The sequence below is a fragment of the Flavobacterium hauense genome, assembly GCF_054457175.1.
Window position 1 is genome coordinate 34,311 of sequence record NZ_JBTKVX010000018.1, and the last position, 19,136, is coordinate 53,446.

Below are 19,136 nucleotides of genomic sequence, written 5' to 3' on the forward strand. Positions count from 1 at the left end.
TTATACCTGCTATTTACCGATACAGAAATTAGCAAAAATATTTCCCAACAGTTCGTCATTTGTGACCTGGCCAGTGATTTCCCCAAAGAAATATAAAGCCTGGCGTATATCAATAGCCATAAGGTCGGCAGGGATACCTGATTGCAGGCCAAATTGTACTTTTTGTATTTCTTCAAGGGCTTTAATCAATGAATCGTAGTGGCGGGTGTTAGTTACAATCGTTTCATTATTACGTAGAGCACCTGTATTAACAAATGAAAGTAATTTGTCTTTCAGTTCCTCAACGCCAATATTCTCTTTAGCTGAAATCAACAGTAATTCCGGTATAACAGATGATATAATGGCTTTTTGTTCAGCAGTAAGCTTGTCAGCTTTATTACCTATAACAACAATAGGTTTTAGAGGAAACTGGTTTTTTACTTTTTCTACTTCGATTTTAAGGCGACTTAATTCTGAATTATCAATCAGCTGATAGCCATCAACTAGGTAGACAACCACTTGTGCCTGTTCTATTTTCTCGAATGTTTTTTTGATGCCAATACTCTCTATTACATCTTGCGTTTCGCGGATACCTGCTGTGTCAATAAACCTGAATCCTATGCCATTAATGATTAATTCGTCTTCAATTGTGTCGCGTGTAGTTCCTGCAATATCAGATACTATAGCTCTTTCTTCATTGAGTAAAGCATTAAGCAGAGTTGACTTGCCAACATTAGGTTCGCCCACGATAGCAACCGGTATACCATTCTTTATAACGTTGCCTACAGCAAAGGAATCTATAAGTCTTTTAAGTACAAATACAATGCGTTCCAAAAGTTCGGTGAATTGTGAGCGGTCGGCAAATTCGACATCTTCTTCAGCGAAATCAAGTTCAAGCTCTATCAGTGATGCAAAATTCAGCAATTCTTCGCGTAATTTGGCAATTTCGTTTGAGAAGCCACCACGCATCTGCTGCATTGCAATTTGGTGAGAAGCCTCATTATCAGAAGCTATCAAATCGGCGACTGCCTCTGCCTGCGAAAGATCAAGTTTGGCATTAAGAAAAGCACGCAGGGTAAATTCACCGGCATTAGCCATACGGCAGCCTTTGCGTAATAAAAGCTGAATAATCTGTTGCTGTATGTATGTAGATCCGTGACACGATATCTCAACGGTGTTTTCTCCGGTGTAAGAGTTGGTTCCCTTAAAGAGCGACAATAATACCTGGTCATAAGTTTTGTTATCATCTACAATGTGTCCCAGGTGTAGCGTATGCGTTTTTTGGCGGGTAATGTCCTTACCGCTAACTGATACAAAAACCTTTGAAGCTATTGCAATGGCATCGTTCCCCGATATCCTTATGATTGCGATAGCGCCTGATCCTGAAGGGGTGGCAAGTGCAACTATCGTGTCCTGTAGTATCATTTTGTATGATTTTTTGCAAAGATAAGCCTATTTACCGCACATAATTTGTGCTTTACCTCAAATTTTGTTTCAGTCAATTTTCCCTTTCTATATTTGTCTCATCAAAACGGAATAATCATGGAAAATAAGATTTTTTATTCGGTGAGCATAAACGTCCTTTTATTTTCTAAGGGAGCCTGCAAAGAAGAAGTTAAATGTCTTTTTGAACTGGCACTAAATTAATATATTTAAGCAACTAAATTTTTTATTATTATATGAAACTTAATTTACTAAGATTTACAGCATTAGCAGCTATTTTTATGATGGCATCTTGTAACAACGATGATGATGTACAGGGTAATGATATTGTATTGGATAGTGATGCATCGGCTCTTAACCAGCGTATTAGCTTTGATAATGTGGGTGTGCTTTCTATGAGAGACGACAGCTCAAGCTCAGACAGGACAGAGCAGGTTGCCGGTACACTTCCGTTAACACTTGTTGCTGAAGTTGCACCACCTTCTTATAATGGAAGGACACTTAAGGCTACTCACGTAGCTATTAATGGTACATATGCGTATGTGTCTTACAATATCGAAGGTGAAGCTTATGGTGGAGCTATTGATGTTATTAATATTTCGAATCCTAATGCCCCTACGCTTATGGTTCAGGCAATATTACCAAATACCGATGTAAGCAGCGTAAGGTTTGACAGCGGAGTGCTATACATTGCCGGTGCACGAAGTGTAGACGCTTTTCCTACAGCAGGAACAGCAGCATTTTCAGGTGTAATGCCTCTTAACGGCGGTCTTGTAACTACAACGCTAAACCAGGTTTCTCTGGCTGGTAATACAGGTACTTCAGTTACTTCTTCATCATCAAAATACTACGCAGTATCAGGAAATAACGGCTCTCTGTACCAACTTAACAAGACTTCTAACGCAGTTGAAATGTCAATACCATTGGCAGATCTTAGAGCGGTAGGTTTTAATGATAACAAAATTGTTGTGTTGAGTGGAACTCAGGGAGTAAAAGTTTATAACGCGACTGGCCTTACCCAAATCGCTTCATTCCCTACATCTCAGGATGTTCAGCAGGCTAAAAGAACAATTGATTTCCTTGGAACAACTTCATTATTAGTTTCTGAAGGATACAACGGACTTGGAGTATATAACATCTCAACTGGTGCTAAAACCCAAACGATTGCAGTACCAACAAATGTTGCTGGTGTACTTGCAAGTGATATTACTACTAATGCGGTTTCTGTAAACAGTTCAAATGTATTTGTTGCCAATGGTGGTGCCGGTATGTATATCTATAAAAACACAAACCAGGTATTAAGTTTCCTTGGTTCGATTGCCCTTAGCGGAAACAGCTCATGTAACTACCTTACAAGTTCAGGAGACTATATATTTGCAGCAATGGGTAACGGAGGCCTTAAAATAGTTAAGATGGTAACAAGTACTGTTGACTGTACATCTTTCCCTACCTATACAGGTTCTACATGGTTAAACGTTAATTCGGGCGAAACAAAACAATATCAGGGAGCAGCAGCACTAACAGGTGTAAATGTAAATGCAAACCTTACATGGTGTGGTTCACTTTCAGTATCTCAGGGAATCAATGTTAACAGCGGTGGAGTATTCTATATGAAAGGCTCACTGGCACAGGGATCGGTTCTTACACCATACAATTCTCTGAATGTTAATGGTACACTTAAAATTGAAGGATCGGTTGTAGTATATGGAAACATGATACTTAACAGTGGTGCTAAACTTGAATTTGTAGGTTCAGGTTCTTCAATCACTATCTTCGGTAGTGTTACAAAAGGAAGCAACGTTACTATAACAGGTAATTATGTTGATACTTTCAACAAGCTATAATAAACAATGCACAAGATTATAAGGGCTGCCATTTGGCAGCCCTTTGCTTTTTAACATAACACTGAGAATTAAAATGTAAGAAGACGGTATATTTTTTGTAATTTTATGGTAAACCAATATACGGTCTCATGAAACAAATTCTTTTTCCAACCGATTTTTCCGAAGCTGCCCAAACGGCTTTTATCTATGCACTAAGGTTCGCCGATTCTTTTGGAGCTGAACTGGTAATACTGCACGTCTATGATCTTCCAATCGTAGAAACCCCACCATTGCCGGAGTCTACCAAAGAGATTTTTGATATAGTCGAGATGAACCAGTTTGAAAGCTTCAGGGAACAATTGCCGGAACTGCATCAAATTGCTGAAAGACGAAACCTTGGGCATGTGAAAATGAGAAATGTTTTGCTGTATGGTGATCTTATATACAATATCAATAAGATATGTAAAGAAGAGGAAATCGATCTGATCGTGATGGGAACAAAAGGGGCATCAGGGCTTAAGGAAACTTTTTTGGGTTCCTCTACTGCTTCGGTCATTGCCAATGCTACTGTACCTGTTTTGGGTATACCAGCCGAAGCGGAATACCATCCTATAAAAAGCATTGCCTTTACCACCCAATATAAAGACAGGGATAACGATGCACTTGCAAAAACACTTGAGATAGCACGTAAATTTGAAGCATCAGTGCTATGTCTTTACATCAAAAATGATGATGATCCAGAAGATATCGAAGAAAGGATAAATGAATGGAAGATATTTTACCGAAGCGAAAAAATAGACTTCTACAATATAGCCGGAGGCCATATCGAACAGACAATACTTGATTTTATACAAAATCAGCATGTTGGAATGCTGGTAATGCGTACTCATAAACGTGGCTTCTTCGAAGGTTTATTTCATCGCAGCCTGACAAAAAAAATGGCCTATCATACCAGGATACCTCTGTTGGTATTCCATGAAAGCTAAAAAATCTGCAGAGGCAGGATTTTATTTAAATTTTTGACAGAGATGTGTGCGTATGGAATTTTATAATAAGCGAAAGGCTGCCCATTTAGACGAACTTAAAAAGCTCACTATCCGGTATAACATAATCAGTGCTTCAAGGCTTCTGATGGTTATTGCCTTTTTTGTTCTTGGGTATTATTGCCTTAAAGCAGAAAATCCGGCTGTGCTGCTTAGCTGTATGGCTTTTTGTGTGGTAGAATTTATTCTACTTATGAACCGGCACGTACTTGTGCTCAACAAAAAGCTCAGGGCAGAGGCAATGGTAAAGATAAATCAGGATGAAATGGATTATCTTTCGGGTAAAGCGATTCCGTTTGGAGATGGTGCCTCCTTTACCGATCATGCTCATTCCTATTCGCACGATTTGGATATATTTGGAGCTAAATCACTTTTCCATAACCTTAACCGCACCAAAACCTATAAGGGAAATGAAAAACTTGCCCGATTACTGGAAGGTATATTGCCTAATGACGATATCAAACGCAATCAGGAAGCTATAAAAGAACTAGCGTCTAAGCCTGAATTCAGGCAGGAAATCATGGCTCTGGGAATGGTAAAAAAAGACAGTGAATCTGTTTACGGGGCACTCATCGCCTGGACAAAGAAAACTTTAGGGAATTTGTCATTCGCGGTAAAAGGTATTATGTATCTCTCACCTGTATTATTTATAATTTCCTGTATAGGTTATGCTATAACTGCAAATGGAACATTTGGTGATATTGCCGGATGCCTGTTTGGTTTTAATATTCTATTTACATTAATTCATTTAAAGTCAATTAAAGCGGAGATTAGAGATATTACCGAAATCGACGAAATCATTCACCATTACGGACTTATCATTGAGGTGATTGAAAAGGAGCAATTTGACTCTGAAAAACTGAAAGCTCTACAGCAGGTTTTTAATGAAGGCAATAAAAAGGTATCAAAAGAGATAAAAAGATTAGCTGTGCTCTTTTCAAGGCTTGACAGCATTAATAATGTCTTTGGAGCACTATTGTTTAACGGGGCATTTTTATTCCACATACATTCGCTTAATGCATTATGGCAATGGAAAAAACAGCATTCACAAGATATTGTTTCGTGGCTTGATACAATAGCCGAAATTGAAGCCTTAAGCAGTTTTGGTAATCTGTATTATAATAATCCTGATTTTGTTTTCCCTGAGCTGAATGACTGCTTTAAGATCGACTTTAAAGATTTAGCACATCCACTTATCGAAAAAGAAAAAAGAGTAGGTAATGATATAAAATTTGATCCCGGATTCATGATATTGACAGGTTCAAACATGTCGGGTAAGAGTACATTTCTCAGAAGCCTGGGTATAAATATGGTGTTGGCCGGAGTTGGAGCACCGGTATGTGCTCAGCAGGCAAATGTTCATCCGTTGCCCGTATTGGTTTCCATGCGATTATCAGATTCGCTAACCGAAAATGAATCCTATTTTTTTGCTGAAGTAAAGCGACTTAAATATATTATTGATGAATTACAGGGTAAGAGAGCATTTATACTGTTGGATGAAATCTTAAAGGGAACTAACTCTGAAGACAAACACAGCGGAACTGTAAAAGTCATACAAAAAATGCTTGACCTGCAGGGCATGGGTGCAATAGCAACCCACGATATAGAAGTCTGCTCTCTTACTGACGATTATCCGGAGAAATTGATAAACCGCTGTTTTGAGGCGCAGATCGTAGATAATGAACTGTATTTTGATTATAGGCTGCGTGATGGTATCTGCAAAAATAAAAGCGCGACCTTTCTGATGGAAAAGATGGGCATAATAGAGAAGTAATAAATTACCATGTAAGATTTTAACACCTAACGAATTCTTAATTAGCATAATACTGCGATTTGTAGTTAGTAACTTTATATGAATTATTAACTGCTAAAAACAATATTATGCCATTTATTACAACAAAATCAGTAAGCTTATCGGGAAATTCCGAAGAAGTGGAGCTATTTTACAAAGATGTTGGAAGAGGTAAGCCGATTATCTTAATACATGGCTGGCCGCTTAACCATGCAATGTGGGAATATCAGCTTAATGAGCTCCCTAAACACAATGTAAGAGTAATTGCTTATGACAGGAGGGGATTTGGTAATTCATCCCGTCCCTGGGAAGGATATGACTATGACACTTTAGCCTCTGACCTCAGAGCGATCATAGATGAACTTGATCTTAACGATATTACTCTTGTGGGGTTTTCCATGGGTGGTGGAGAAGTGGCACGTTATCTGGCGAAATATAATGCTGATGGCAGGGTAACACGAGCCGCCCTTATTGGATCTGTAACTCCTTTTTTGCTAAAAACAATTGATAATCCTCGTGGAATTCCACAGGAGGAGTTTGATACAATGAAAGAACAATTAGAAGAAGACCGTGCTAAATTTTTGTCAGACTTCGGTAAGAAATTCTATGGTTACCATACTTTCAATCATCCGGTGAGCGAGGAGTTCCTGCAGCAAAGCCTTACCCGCAGCCTTAATGCAGCTTTATATGCAACGGTTAAATCGATGCATTCCTGGTCGACAACCGATTTCAGGGACGATCTTACTAAAATAAAAATTCCGTTGCTGGTAATGCACGGAAGGGAAGATGAAACCGTGCCTATCGAAATTTCAGCCGAAGAAACAGTTAAGCAGGTGCCGCACGCCGAGTATGTTGTATATGATGATGCGCCGCATGGTTTGTTCTATACGCATAAAAACAGGTTCAATGAAGATTTGATTACTTTTGCCGGTGGCAACAGTATTGATTCGTATCATAAGTATAAGGGCTTTTAAACCCGATTTGGAAACCGCAATTTGGCATTAGTTGAATTGCGGTTTTTATTGTTGTAAGAAATTGTTAAAATTTTATGATTATATTCGTAATACCAACCAATTTATTACGATATGAAACTTGAAAAAATACTTAACAATATCAATTCCTTTGAAAAGAATTCATTCTTGAAAATTATTGATACAATCATTATTTCTAAACCAAAGAATGGAAAAATTATTGAAAATATTTTGTCTGATTCAAACAGAGATCTAAAAAATGTTGACAGTATTAATATTGTAAATGTTTTTAATCTTTTAGAGGATGAATTTGCAGAATATATCAAAAATGAATTTTTAAAAACTTCATCTCAATTAGATATTCTAATTGATATTATCTCAAAAGATGGATGCTGTATTATTCGCCAGGACTGGTTTTCGAGATTATATGAAAAGGAACTATTATCTCTAAAATCTAAGCTTAAATCTTTTGAGGAAGAAATAAATAGCGACAAATCTGAAATTTCTGAGGAACGAAAGAGAGATTATAAAATTTATCTGTCATGTTTAAAAACGGCATATTTTAATGACGAAGCTAATAATCAAGATAAAAAAATAACATCAGATGAACACGCAATTCTTTTAACACTTGCAAATCAATTGTCTCTTTCACAAGAGGAAATTAAACTGATAAATTATTTAATTCTTCCTGTAAAGAAGCTTGAAATTGATGCAGTTATTAATGAATTGAAATCAATTGGAGTTGTTTTTTACTCAAAAAAGAACAACACTCTTTATATAGCTGATGAAGTAGTTAGGGTTTTAAGAAAAATTCGTGGTAAAGAAGTGGGTGATAAATTCTTCAGAAGAATTTTATTATTGTTTAGAGAACCTCAAATCAATCTCATAAGCAAAAAGCATAACATTGATAGAAAATTACCATTAGAAGGTAAGATCAATGAAATCATAAACTCTGGAATTTCATTCAGTCAAATATTTATTGAAGATATTCATAAAGAGGGCACAACTTTAACTGATAAAAAAAAATATCTTAATGACTTTTGTGAGAAGAGCTTATTAATCACATCTCTAAAAGGAACACTTATTGAAGAAAAAATAGATAACTTAATTAATTATTTTGAGGAAATTGACCGGGATGATAATTTGGGAATGTCTCATGATGGATATGAAAAAATGTTGATACAAATAGGGGAGAGTATTCCTCATATTAATCAGGCTTTAAGGACTAAATTTGAGTTACAGGATGAGAATGTTTTAAGGAGTAATTTTCTATTAGATTATAATATTAAGCCTAGGGATATTCTTGAACTCATACCCGAAAAAGAACTGGAAGAATTCTGTAGACTTAAAGAAATAAAAACCAGAGGCGATATAATTTCTAATGTTTTAGATGCATATAAAGATTCTGAAAACCTCCTTTTGGAAAACTATGAAAATATTGGCTTCAGAAATTTAAATGCTTTGAAAGAAAGAGGTATTGCAGTTAAAGAAGCTGATTTAGGGATAAAGTTTGAAGACCTTACAAAGAAAATTTTAACTGAATTAGGTTTTAATATTGATGAAGGTCTGCGTAAAAATTTAAATACTTCAAAAGAACAAATTGATATACTTATTAATCTTGATAATAATGATTTGATTATTGTTGAATGTAAAACAATAAAGGAAAGCAATTATAATAAGTTTAGTTCTGTATCCAGACAATTAAAAGCGTATGATTCAATTGCTAAAAAGAATGGTTATAAAGTGATTAAATCACTTTTAATTGCACCGGAGTTTTCAGATGATTTTATAAAAGATTGCGGTTTAGAATATGAATTGAATTTATCACTAATAACAGCTTCATCACTGATGAAAATTTTAGTTGGTTTCAGAAATTCCAAGCTGAAAGTCTTTCCGCATAATTTATTGATGAGAGATGTACTCATCCAAGAAGATAGAATTTTAAAAGCAATTGGGAAATAAATATTTTGACGCTTCACTAAAACAAAATCGGTAGTAATACAGCACCGGAAAATAAAAAGAAAAAACCCGTAAAGCTTTATGCGATACGGGTTTCTATAAAAAAGGATTGGTTAAATAGCGATTTTAGCTGTTTAGCATTACCGGCATAACCAGCATGGTAACAGTTTCACCTTCGTCAAGGCCGTCAACCGGGGTAAGGATACCTGCACGGTTAGGTAGTGACATCTCAAGCATGATTTCATCACTCTGAAGGTTTGTAAGCATTTCTGTAAGGAAACGTGAGTTGAAGCCTATTTGCATATCGTCTCCCTGATAATCACACGTTAGACGCTCTTCAGCTTTGTTTGAGTAATCAATATCCTCTGCTGAAATGTTTAATTCAGTTCCTGCAATCTTAAGGCGGATCTGATGTGTTGTCTTATTAGAGAAGATAGCCACACGACGTACAGAACTTAATATCTGTGTCCTGTCAATAAGCAGTTTATTTGGGTTTTCTTTTGGTATAACAGCTTCGTAGTTAGGATACTTGCCATCGATAAGGCGGCAGGTAAGTACATAGTTGTCAAACGAGAACGTAGCGTTAGAATCATTATATTCGATCTTAACTTCAGCATCAGAAGAACCAAGAATACCTTTTAGGATAGTCAATGGTTTTTTAGGCATGATAAAATCAGCCACTTGCGAAGCTTTAACGTCTGTTCTTGAGTATTTTACAAGTTTGTGTGCGTCAGTTGCAACGAAAATTAGTCCTTCCGGAGAGAACTGGAAGAATACACCTGACATTACAGGCCTAAGATCGTCGTTACCGGCAGCAAAAATAGTCTTGCTTACAGCTGTAGCCAGAACTTCTGCCGGTACAAGGGTAGAAGAAGGGTCTTCAAGCGTTACTGCTTTAGGGAATTCATCTCCTGCGGCATAAGCAAGTGCATATTTACCTGAATTAGAGCTTATTTCTATAGTGTTGTTATCCTCTACCGTAAAAGTAAGCGGTTGCTCAGGAAATGTCTTTAAAGTCTCAAGCAATAGTTTTGCAGGGACTGCAACGCTACCTTTGCTTTCTGAATCGATTTCAAGTGTGGCAGACATAGTTGTCTCCAGATCTGAAGCAGACACTTTTAATTCGGTATTATCTAATTCAAACAGGAAGTTGTCAAGTATAGGCAGCGTATTATTACTGTTTATGACACTTCCTAAAACCTGCAGTTGTTTTAGCAAATATGAACTGGATACTATAAATTTCATCTCTTTTTTTGTTTTTTAGATGTAAAACCCACTGATTTTACGTTTCACAAATATATCGTAATCAAATTGAATAGTGCAACATTTTTTATTAACACTACTTTGAATATTTCCTTTTTCTAAGGTATGTAAACAGGAAGCCGAACAGTGCTAAAATCACTATTGGTAATCCGACAGTTATAAATTGCGCGGCTGTATAGTTTTCATGAACTTTCTGGGTGTCGAGCAATGGAAGGTCAACATCCTTGCTTCGGATGTTAATAAGTCCTTTGTCATCTAGCAGGTAATTTACACAGTTCATAAGGAAACCCTTGTTATCATAAAGCACTCCCGTCCATTTGTCATAACCAAGCTCCATCGGTTGAAAATTCTTGTCAAGGCTGTTCTTGGCAATATCACCATCGGATATAATGATCATTTTTCCGGCCTTATCCTCATTCCTGAAAGAAGAATCCTTGAACGGAAGGACCCTGTTCTCAAATGCGGATCGGAATTTACCTTCAAGCAATACAGCTACGGGGATATGCCCTTTGTTTGTGTAATCTTTCGGGCTGGTCTGTTCTTCTACCATAGATAGATTGATCTCTGTTGGAGTACCAACCTTTCTTGAGTATTGGGAAGATCTTAATAGTACAGTCTTTTTGATGCCGTTTTTAAGGGTATCGATGCTATTGGCAAACTCAAACCTGATACCGTCCATATTCTTAACGATAGGGTTCTTTGAGTCAGGATATACATAAGGTGAAAATCGCCACAGATACTCCTGGAATTGTGTTTCGCTTCCTTGAGCTCCGGTTGCCAGCTTAATACGTGTGGATATCTCATCTTTAACAAGGTCAGGGTTAAGCCTGATACCATATTTAAAGAACATGTCATTAAGATTAAGGTCACGAGGGAAAGCCAGTGTGGTACCGCTTTCATTATAAAGGCTGTCCATCTCTATCTGAACGGCATCTATCATCCATAGGGTTTTGCCCCCACTGACAATATATTGATCCAAAACCTGTTTTTCCTGTTCTGTAAAGGCTTCAGTTGGTTTGGTTATTACTACAAGGTCACAATTTTTAATGGCTTTAACCATTTTTTCAGGGTTTTGCGCAACAGAGTCCAATGGAAACGGCCCAATGTGGTAGTTTTCGCCAATGGTCCTGATTAAATCGCCCATGAAGCGTTCTTTCATTTCGCCATTACCCCTTAGTATGCCTACTTTTTTCTCTTTTTTCCTTGTTACCTTGTTAATGGCGTCGGTAACAGCATATTCAAGATGCTGTACAGAGCTGACAACTTTTTCAGCTGTAGAAGCTCCGGTCATGTTCTTCAGAAGCGGGAATTTGACTGTTTTTTTCTCGTAATTTACCATAGCCCACGGAAAAACCACTTCCTGGGATTGTTTTCCTTTATCATCTACAGTAACATTTACGGGTGTCATGCCCATACTGTAAAGTTTCTGCATTGCCTCCTGAGGGTTATCTCCGTCCTCAAGCGGATTGATAAAATTGAAAATGATATTAGAATTGCGTGCGTGGAATTCTTCCAGCAATTGCTTTGTTTCGTCCTGAAGCCTTTTAAATTCAGCAGGAAACTGCCCTTCCAAGAATACATCTATATATACAGGATCTTTTACCTCTTCTATGATACTTAATGTTGCAGGAGACAAGGTATAACGCTGGTCTTGCGTAAGGTCAAAACGTTTAAAGTAATAGTATCCGCCAAAGTTTACTGCCAATAGTATAATCGCAGTGATGACAAGCTGTTTAAAGTTCTTTTGTTTTACTGCTTCCATTATCCTTTGATTGATTTTAGTTTGTAAACAGTTAACGACAGGAACAATACAGTAATACTTACAAAGTAAATAACATCTCTTGTATCAATTACACCACGGCTCATGCTCTTGAAATGATAATCCATTCCAAGCGATGATATAAGGCCTTTAATGCTGCCAATATAATTAGCTACGCCTTCGAACCCGAAATAGAAAACAAAACAAAGGAACACAGAAACAATAAATGCTACGATCTGGTTGTCAGACAGGGTAGAGGTAAAGATACCTATCGCCGTATATCCGGCAGCCAGAAACAACAGGCCAAAGTAAGAACCAATAGTGCTTCCCATATCAATGTTACCTTGCGGGTTACCAAAATATGATATAACCAAAACATAGATAATTGTTGGTATAAGTGCTAATACGATCAGTGTTAATGCACCAAAGAATTTCCCGTTTACGATTTCCCATACACTCAATGGTTTGGTAAAAAGCAATTCGATGGTTCCCTGTTTTTTTTCATCCGAGAAACTACGCATGGTTACCGCAGGGATAAGGAAAATCATTATCCATGGCGATATGGTAAAGAATGGGCTAAGGTCGGCAAAGCCACTGTTCAGTATATTGAAATCACCCTCAAATACCCATAAAAACAGGCCGTTGAGCAGCAGGAAAATAGCAATGACCAAATAACCTATCGGTGAACCGAAAAAGGATTTGATCTCACGTAATAACAATGCTTTCATTTATTTCTTTTAAATATAATAATACACATTCTATAATTTCGACAAAAGAAAATATCTAAAGAGATTCTTCAGCTTCGCTGCGCTTCGTTCAGAATGACAAAACGCATATCGATTTATTCTAAAGTAACCAGTTTATCTACACTCCAGGCTTCCGGCTTCTGGTTGAAGAGTTGCTTTGTAAAAGCCCACACTTCAATGAATAGCTCTGACTGGCGGTATTTTTTCAAGTCAGCCTCATCTTCCCAATAGCTATAGGTAAAAAACACGGTTGGGTCGTTCCTGTCCTGATACAACTCTAAGAAACGGTTACCGGGGAAATTTCGTATCTGCTCCTTAACCTGTTCAAAATTATCAAGAAAGGCCTGAACCTTATCTTCGTAGAATCCCATTTTTACTATGCGTACAAACATACAGTTATTTTCAATTTAAATTTCAAATCACAAATTACAAATTTCAAACCGTCTTTTATCGAATGATTCAATAATCTAACTGTCTGAAAATCTACTTAAAAACCACATTGATAACATCTCTAAACTTTAGTCCTAATAGCGTATTAGCAGAGCCTACAGTCAACGGATTACTACGATATATGGCAATCTCAAGGAAGCCCGCTTCATTGAATATAGCCAGCTTATCGCCTTCGTAATCTTTTATGGTAAAGTTTTCCCTGATAACAAAGTCTGAGTAGTTCTTGCGTACCGATTTTATAGTCTTGGTACTGAACTTTATTTCAAAATCCCTGCCTTTGGCAGTGTCTTTGACAAGCTTATATGGAATATTGGTAACACAGTTGCCATAGTGGTCTATGTAGGCAATATACCCTTTTATCGAATTGAGGTCGGCTGCCACAACAGGCTGCAGTTCATTCATTTCTTTAATCTCGGTTATCTCACGGCCTATGACGCTCAGCTGTCCGCCTTTTGCGAGATGGCAGGCCACAGCCACGAAGGCATCCATTTCGGTTGAACCTTCCGGCAGTCTGTCATGGATATTTATCTCAACTATTTTTTCCGGAACGATCTTTTGCGTAAGCATGCTTAAGATACCATTATCGGCACAAATGAAATAGTGATCATTCCATTGCATGGCAATATGCTTGTTGTCTTTGGTCAGTTCGGAGTCGACACCAATGAGGTGTACAGAGCCTTTTGGAAAGCTATTATATGCAGCACCAATGATATAGCTGGCTTCCGAAACATTAAACAGGTCGATGTCGTGAGAAATGTCAATAATCCGGGCTTCGTCATAGCCGGAAATAATTTTTCCCTTCAAAGCGCCCACAAAATGGTCCTTGAGGCCAAAATCGGTTGTAAGGGTAATTATTGACATAAAATTGTGTAAAACTTTTACAAAAAGCGAGATTTAATTTCACTAAATTTGATTGCAAAGCTAATAATTATATGCTCATTTCTCTAATTAAAATAAACTGCTTTTGAACGAAAGAATAATTGAACTGACAGACATTGCCCCGAAAGATTTTTGGGGTGCTCAGGATTCTCATCTTGAAACCATAAAAAAATATTATCCTAAGCTGAAAATCGTTGCACGCGGAACCACGTTAAAAGCCTTTGGTGAAAAAGAAATTCTTGACGAATTTGAAAAGCGCTTTAACAGGCTTATGCAGCACTTTACACGCTATAACAACATTGATGACAATGTCATAGAAAGGGTAATTCAAAGCGATTCGCAAACAGAGCAAATGGATCCGAGCGATAAGATACTGGTACATGGTATAGGCGGCAAACTTATAAAAGCCATTACGCCAAACCAGCAGAAGCTTGTGGACTATATGGCTAAGAATGACATGGTTTTTGCCATAGGCCCTGCCGGTACGGGTAAAACCTACACCGGTGTTGCCCTTGCGGTAAAAGCATTAAAAGAGAAACAGGTAAAGCGTATCATACTTACCCGTCCGGCTGTTGAAGCAGGAGAGAACCTCGGTTTCCTTCCGGGGGACATGAAAGAAAAGCTTGATCCGTACATGCAGCCTTTATATGATGCATTGCGTGATATGCTGCCTCCGCAGACTTTAGAAGATTATATTCTTAAAGGAATCATACAGATTGCGCCTCTTGCATTCATGCGTGGACGAACACTGGATAATGCTTATGTGATTCTGGATGAGGCGCAGAATACAACCCACTCGCAGATGAAGATGTTCCTGACGCGTATGGGTAAGAATGCTAAATTTATGATTACGGGTGACCCGGGCCAGATCGACCTTCCGAGAAGTACCACCAGCGGACTGAAAGAAGCGATACTTATCCTGAAAGATGTGGAAGGTATAGGCATTATTTATCTTGATGATAAAGATATCGTGCGTCACCGCCTTGTTAAGAAAGTTATCGAAGCATACAAGACGATTGAGCACACGAATTAGAATTTAAAACTTCTTATATAAACCTGCAGAATTTCTATAGTTTTGCAGGTTTTACTTTGTTAGCTATTTATGATTGATTTTTCTAAACCAAAGCATCTTTTTCTGATTGGGTTGGGCTATATTACATTTCTAAGTATCCTGTTAGGATTGACGGGAGTTTTTCCTGAATCGTATTTTGTTTTTGGCGTGAATAAAACAATTGGTCAGGCCTATGATTTTGTTGCTGCCAGTGGAGTTTTCTTTTTAGGTTCTCAGATAATTGCTGTTACTGGATATGGTTTTTTATGGCTGTTTAAATGCAGAATAAATCTTAGGATTTCTATTGTTCATTATTTTATAATCATATTAATACCATTTGTGGTAAATTTTGAAGAGAGGTATGATTATTATGGATTAACAGTTGGAACTTCAATACTGACAATAGTAATAGCAGTAATGAATGCAGTTTTCGCCATGTATTACAAATTGTATGATAAAAACAAAAGATTAGACAATTAACTTTCTTATTTTTGCATCTTCAAAAAACCATTAAACGTATAACAGTTTCATGAATACCATCACAAGCACTGATTTCAATTTTCCGGGGCAAAAATCGGTTTACCGCGGTAAAGTAAGGGAAGTATACAATATTAACGATGAGCTATTGGTAATGGTAGCTACGGACAGGCTATCGGCCTTTGACGTAGTTATGCCAAAAGGTATTCCATACAAAGGGCAGATACTGAATCAGATAGCTACTAAATTTATGCGCCTTACCGAAGATGTAGTGCCAAACTGGCTTATTGATACTCCGGACCCCAATGTTGCTGTTGGCCTTCTGTGTGAGCCTTTCAAGGTTGAGATGGTTATCCGTGGCTACCTTTCAGGACATGCTGCCCGTGAATATGCTGCAGGCAGAAGAGTACTTTGCGGTGTGGAACTAGTTGAAGGACTTAAAGAGAACGACAAATTCCCTTCGCCGATAATTACGCCGACAACAAAGGCTGATAACGGTGAGCACGATATGGATATTTCTCGCGAAGACATTCTTGCACAGGGAATCGTTTCTGAAGAAGATTATTTAGTTCTTGAGAAATATACACGTGCCCTTTTCCAGAGAGGTACTGAGATCGCTGCTTCAAGAGGACTTATCCTTGTAGATACTAAATATGAATTCGGAAAGACTAAAGACGGTAAGATCGTTCTTATTGACGAGATACATACTCCTGATTCTTCCCGTTATTTCTATGCTGAAGGTTACCAACAGCGCCAGAACAACAACGAAGAGCAGAAACAGCTTTCTAAAGAGTTTGTTCGCCAATGGCTTATAGCTAATGGTTTCCAGGGTAAAGACGGTCAGCAGATCCCTGAAATGACCGATGAGTACATCGAAACAGTATCAGAGAGGTATATAGAACTTTATGAGAATATCTTAGGAGAGAAGTTTGCCAAAGCTGATATTACAAGTATCAATGAAAGAATTGAAAAAAATGTTTTAGCTTTTTTAAGCAAGTAAAACTTACATAATAGTACTCGTAACCGCCTTATTTTTAAGGCGGTTTTTTTTATTTATATATGCAAGCATAGTAAGTTTATGATTGTTAAATTATCGTTAATTCGAAAAAATACTGTAACGTTTTTAATTTGTAAGCGTCTATTATTTTAAACGGTCTCATCAACCGGTAATTATAAAAACAATCATCAAATCAAATTCAATCAATCATGAAAAAAACGATCATTTATTCAGCCCTGGCCCTTGTTTTAGCATTCACTAACGCAACAATGGCAAACAATGTTGGAACTGCTTCTAAATTTGAATTAGTTAGGGAGCGCGGAGTAACTACACCACTTGGCGTAGCGATTTCTAAAGGAGATGTAGCAACGGTAAAAAAACTTATCGAATATGGTGCATCTGTACACGAAAAATGCAACGGTATGACACCATTAATGATTGCTGCCCGTTACAACCAGTCTGAAATCATTACGCTATTATTGAAAAGTGGCGCGAATGTAAAAGAAAAAGATGAAAGAGGACTTACTGCCCTTAAACATGCAGAGGCATCAAATGCAAAAGAAGCTTCTGTTCTTCTTAAAGAAGCAATGGACGCCTAACGATCTTTAGCTTTTAAAAAAAAAGCATCCGCCGTGGCGAATGCTTTTTTTTATGCTTTGAAGTAAGAGAAGGTTTCTTCGTTCTCTATATTCAGGAGGGTTTCGTAAATAAGTTTAATCACATTTTCAACATCATCCCTGTGTACCATTTCTACAGTAGTATGCATGTAACGCAATGGTAGTGATATCAGTGCTGAAGCTACACCACCGTTACTATAGGCAAAAGCATCCGTGTCAGTACCTGTAATTCTTGACGAAGCCAGTCTCTGGAAAGGGATTTCTTTTTTATTGGCAGTATCAATGATCAGTTCCCTAAGATTGTTTTGTACGGCAGGGGCATAGGTAATAACAGGCCCTTTTCCAATCTGGGTTTCGCCTTCAATACGTTTATCGATCATAGGAGTAGTGCTGTCATGGCAAACATCGGTAACAATAGCGACATTAGGGCGAATGGTGTTCGTGATCATCTCAGCGCCGCGAAGACCAACCTCTTCCTGTACAGAATTGGTAATGTATAACCCAAAAGGAAGTTTCTTTTTATTCTCGTGAAGCAGGCGTGCCACTTCGGCGATCATAAAGCCACCAATACGATTATCGATAGCGCGGCATACGAATTTATTTTCGTTAAGTATCATGAAATCGTCCGGGTAGGTGATGACGCATCCGACATGAACTCCCAATTGCTCTACTTCTTCTTTGGTAGAACAGCCAAGGTCGATAAAGATAGTTTCAATTTTTGCAGGTTCTTCCTTGCCGCGTTGGCGTGTATGTATTGCCGGCCATCCGAATACGCCTTTAACGATTCCGTTTTTGGTATGGATATTGACTCTTTTAGAAGGTGCAATCATGTGGTCGGAGCCTCCGTTACGGATAACATAAATAAGGCCATTTTCCGTTATGTAATTAACATACCATGATATTTCGTCGCTGTGGCCTTCAATCACAACTTTATAAGGTGCATCAGGATTGATAACACCAACCGCAGTACCGTAAGTATCAGTGATAAAAGTATCAACGTAAGGCTTTAGGTAATCCATCCATATCTTTTGGCCTTCAGATTCATAACCTGTAGGGGAAGGGTTGTTTAGGTATTGTTCCAGGAAAGACAGCGATGTGTCGTTTAGTATGGTTTTTGAAGACATATATAATTTTTTTGCTAAAGTATAAATTAGATTACAGAGTTGCGTATTATTGTATAATTTTGACGTAAAATTTTTAGTACATGAAAGCACAGATTTGCTTGCTGTTTCTCTTATTGTCTTCGATGGGGGCATTTGCTCAGGTTGTAGAGAAAGATACTCTTACCGATGCCCAACTGGACTCAATTTCAATGAGTGTGCAGCTCCAGGAGCTGGTGATATCTAATGTTAAGGATACCCTATCTGTCGATGAGCGTGCAAATCTTGTTATCCTTAAAAGAAGGACACTTAAAGTTTATCCCTATGCCAAAGCTGCTGCCGACAAACTAACCATGCTTAGCAATAACCTGGCAAAACTCAAAACCGATAAGGAGAAAAAAAAATACGCAAAAATTGTTGAAAATTATCTGGAAGATGAATTTGAAGGAAGGCTGAAGAAACTTACCAGAAAAGAAGGACAAATATTGGTTAAACTTATATACAGGCAAACAGGAAAGAGTACTTTTGACCTTATTAAATCCCATAAAAGTGGATGGAAAGCCTTTTGGTCAAACCGTATTGCACATATGTTTAACATTGATCTGAAAATGAAATACAGTCCTGCAGCAGTTCCCGAAGACTTTCATATAGAAGGTTTTTTACTACAGGCATTTAAAGATCACAGGCTTGAGCAGCAAACTCCTGCATTCAGTATAGATTATCCTGCAATTAAACAGCAATGGAAAGATAAGAATAAGAAAAAAGAATAAGACCGGAATTTTTCCGG

The 19,136-nt window shown here is 37.6% G+C and carries 17 protein-coding genes; 10 read left to right on the plus strand and 7 right to left on the minus strand.

Translation table 11 applies throughout. The features are described from left to right. Positions 1-9: 9 nt before the first annotated feature. Complete coding sequence (gene mnmE, locus ACX0HA_RS13310; RefSeq protein WP_458845782.1) at positions 10-1,404, minus strand: tRNA uridine-5-carboxymethylaminomethyl(34) synthesis GTPase MnmE; 1,395 nt, start codon at positions 1,402-1,404, stop codon at positions 10-12. Positions 1,405-1,658: 254 nt separating this feature from the next. Here mnmE and ACX0HA_RS13315 point away from each other — a divergent pair, with 254 nt between their 5' ends. The 5 genes from ACX0HA_RS13315 to ACX0HA_RS13335 all read left to right on the plus strand — a co-directional run bounded on the left by ACX0HA_RS13315 (position 1,659) and on the right by ACX0HA_RS13335 (position 9,013). Next, positions 1,659-3,266, plus strand: coding sequence for an LVIVD repeat-containing protein (locus tag ACX0HA_RS13315; RefSeq protein WP_458845783.1), 1,608 nt, complete (start codon positions 1,659-1,661; stop codon positions 3,264-3,266). A gap of 128 nt (positions 3,267-3,394) precedes the next feature. Beyond that, on the plus strand, positions 3,395-4,231 hold the full coding sequence (locus ACX0HA_RS13320) for a universal stress protein (RefSeq protein ID WP_458845784.1): 837 nt from the start codon (positions 3,395-3,397) through the stop codon (positions 4,229-4,231). Between the two features lie 52 nt (positions 4,232-4,283). Then, a complete protein-coding gene (locus tag ACX0HA_RS13325) occupies positions 4,284-6,062 on the plus strand; it encodes a MutS-related protein (RefSeq protein WP_458845785.1) in 1,779 nt (592 codons plus the stop codon). Between the two features lie 107 nt (positions 6,063-6,169). After that, complete coding sequence (locus tag ACX0HA_RS13330) at positions 6,170-7,054, plus strand: alpha/beta fold hydrolase (protein WP_458845786.1); 885 nt, start codon at positions 6,170-6,172, stop codon at positions 7,052-7,054. Positions 7,055-7,165: 111 nt separating this feature from the next. After that, positions 7,166-9,013, plus strand: a complete 1,848-nt coding sequence (locus tag ACX0HA_RS13335) for a hypothetical protein (RefSeq protein WP_458845787.1) — start codon at positions 7,166-7,168, stop codon at positions 9,011-9,013. A 123-nt stretch (positions 9,014-9,136) separates the two neighbouring features. Here ACX0HA_RS13335 and dnaN read toward each other — a convergent pair whose 3' ends face one another. The 5 genes from dnaN to ACX0HA_RS13360 form a co-directional block, all read right to left on the minus strand. After that, positions 9,137-10,255 carry a DNA polymerase III subunit beta gene (gene dnaN / locus ACX0HA_RS13340; RefSeq protein WP_458845788.1) on the minus strand — a complete coding sequence of 373 codons (1,119 nt, stop codon included), beginning with the start codon at positions 10,253-10,255 and terminating at the stop codon, positions 9,137-9,139. A 94-nt stretch (positions 10,256-10,349) separates the two neighbouring features. Next, the gene (gene gldG, locus ACX0HA_RS13345; protein WP_458845789.1) at positions 10,350-12,035 is read right to left on the minus strand and encodes a gliding motility-associated ABC transporter substrate-binding protein GldG; all 1,686 of its coding nucleotides are present in this window, start codon (positions 12,033-12,035) and stop codon (positions 10,350-10,352) included. Then, entirely contained in the window at positions 12,035-12,760 is a 726-nt protein-coding gene (gene gldF / locus ACX0HA_RS13350; protein WP_458845790.1) for a gliding motility-associated ABC transporter permease subunit GldF, read from the minus strand. Before gldF ends, gldG begins: the two co-directional genes overlap by 1 nt. 113 nt (positions 12,761-12,873) lie before the next feature. Beyond that, positions 12,874-13,170: a putative quinol monooxygenase gene (locus ACX0HA_RS13355; RefSeq protein ID WP_458845791.1), complete on the minus strand. Its 297-nt coding sequence runs from the start codon at positions 13,168-13,170 to the stop codon at positions 12,874-12,876. A gap of 91 nt (positions 13,171-13,261) precedes the next feature. Next, positions 13,262-14,089: an SAM hydrolase/SAM-dependent halogenase family protein gene (locus ACX0HA_RS13360; protein ID WP_458845792.1), complete on the minus strand. Its 828-nt coding sequence runs from the start codon at positions 14,087-14,089 to the stop codon at positions 13,262-13,264. 103 nt (positions 14,090-14,192) lie between these two features. Between ACX0HA_RS13360 and ACX0HA_RS13365 the strand changes: the two genes are divergently transcribed. The 4 genes from ACX0HA_RS13365 to ACX0HA_RS13380 all read left to right on the plus strand — a co-directional run bounded on the left by ACX0HA_RS13365 (position 14,193) and on the right by ACX0HA_RS13380 (position 17,231). After that, complete coding sequence (locus tag ACX0HA_RS13365; RefSeq protein WP_458845793.1) at positions 14,193-15,140, plus strand: PhoH family protein; 948 nt, start codon at positions 14,193-14,195, stop codon at positions 15,138-15,140. Between the two features lie 69 nt (positions 15,141-15,209). Continuing rightward, a complete protein-coding gene (locus ACX0HA_RS13370; RefSeq protein WP_458845794.1) occupies positions 15,210-15,638 on the plus strand; it encodes a hypothetical protein in 429 nt (142 codons plus the stop codon). A 49-nt stretch (positions 15,639-15,687) separates the two neighbouring features. Further along, the gene (locus tag ACX0HA_RS13375) at positions 15,688-16,635 is read left to right on the plus strand and encodes a phosphoribosylaminoimidazolesuccinocarboxamide synthase (protein WP_458845795.1); all 948 of its coding nucleotides are present in this window, start codon (positions 15,688-15,690) and stop codon (positions 16,633-16,635) included. Between the two features lie 206 nt (positions 16,636-16,841). Then, positions 16,842-17,231, plus strand: coding sequence for an ankyrin repeat domain-containing protein (locus ACX0HA_RS13380; protein WP_458845796.1), 390 nt, complete (start codon positions 16,842-16,844; stop codon positions 17,229-17,231). Between the two features lie 50 nt (positions 17,232-17,281). Here the strand turns inward: ACX0HA_RS13380 and ACX0HA_RS13385 are convergent, their stop codons facing one another. Then, positions 17,282-18,373 carry a M42 family metallopeptidase gene (locus ACX0HA_RS13385; RefSeq protein WP_458845797.1) on the minus strand — a complete coding sequence of 364 codons (1,092 nt, stop codon included), beginning with the start codon at positions 18,371-18,373 and terminating at the stop codon, positions 17,282-17,284. An 80-nt stretch (positions 18,374-18,453) separates the two neighbouring features. Here ACX0HA_RS13385 and ACX0HA_RS13390 point away from each other — a divergent pair, with 80 nt between their 5' ends. After that, a complete protein-coding gene (locus ACX0HA_RS13390; RefSeq protein ID WP_458845798.1) occupies positions 18,454-19,119 on the plus strand; it encodes a DUF4294 domain-containing protein in 666 nt (221 codons plus the stop codon). The last annotated feature ends 17 nt before the right edge of the window (positions 19,120-19,136 follow it).

Bases quoted from the DNA above. Each gene is read 5' to 3' on its own strand.
- mnmE (WP_458845782.1), bottom strand. From the start codon at position 1,404: ATGATACTACAGGACACGATAGTTGCACTTGCCACCCCTTCAGGATCA.
- ACX0HA_RS13315 (WP_458845783.1), top strand. From the start codon at position 1,659: ATGAAACTTAATTTACTAAGATTTACAGCATTAGCAGCTATTTTTATG.
- ACX0HA_RS13320 (WP_458845784.1), top strand. From the start codon at position 3,395: ATGAAACAAATTCTTTTTCCAACCGATTTTTCCGAAGCTGCCCAAACG.
- ACX0HA_RS13325 (WP_458845785.1), top strand. From the start codon at position 4,284: ATGGAATTTTATAATAAGCGAAAGGCTGCCCATTTAGACGAACTTAAA.
- ACX0HA_RS13330 (WP_458845786.1), top strand. From the start codon at position 6,170: ATGCCATTTATTACAACAAAATCAGTAAGCTTATCGGGAAATTCCGAA.
- ACX0HA_RS13335 (WP_458845787.1), top strand. From the start codon at position 7,166: ATGAAACTTGAAAAAATACTTAACAATATCAATTCCTTTGAAAAGAAT.
- dnaN (WP_458845788.1), bottom strand. From the start codon at position 10,255: ATGAAATTTATAGTATCCAGTTCATATTTGCTAAAACAACTGCAGGTT.
- gldG (WP_458845789.1), bottom strand. From the start codon at position 12,035: ATGGAAGCAGTAAAACAAAAGAACTTTAAACAGCTTGTCATCACTGCG.
- gldF (WP_458845790.1), bottom strand. From the start codon at position 12,760: ATGAAAGCATTGTTATTACGTGAGATCAAATCCTTTTTCGGTTCACCG.
- ACX0HA_RS13355 (WP_458845791.1), bottom strand. From the start codon at position 13,170: ATGTTTGTACGCATAGTAAAAATGGGATTCTACGAAGATAAGGTTCAG.
- ACX0HA_RS13360 (WP_458845792.1), bottom strand. From the start codon at position 14,089: ATGTCAATAATTACCCTTACAACCGATTTTGGCCTCAAGGACCATTTT.
- ACX0HA_RS13370 (WP_458845794.1), top strand. From the start codon at position 15,210: ATGATTGATTTTTCTAAACCAAAGCATCTTTTTCTGATTGGGTTGGGC.
- ACX0HA_RS13375 (WP_458845795.1), top strand. From the start codon at position 15,688: ATGAATACCATCACAAGCACTGATTTCAATTTTCCGGGGCAAAAATCG.
- ACX0HA_RS13380 (WP_458845796.1), top strand. From the start codon at position 16,842: ATGAAAAAAACGATCATTTATTCAGCCCTGGCCCTTGTTTTAGCATTC.
- ACX0HA_RS13385 (WP_458845797.1), bottom strand. From the start codon at position 18,373: ATGTCTTCAAAAACCATACTAAACGACACATCGCTGTCTTTCCTGGAA.
- ACX0HA_RS13390 (WP_458845798.1), top strand. From the start codon at position 18,454: ATGAAAGCACAGATTTGCTTGCTGTTTCTCTTATTGTCTTCGATGGGG.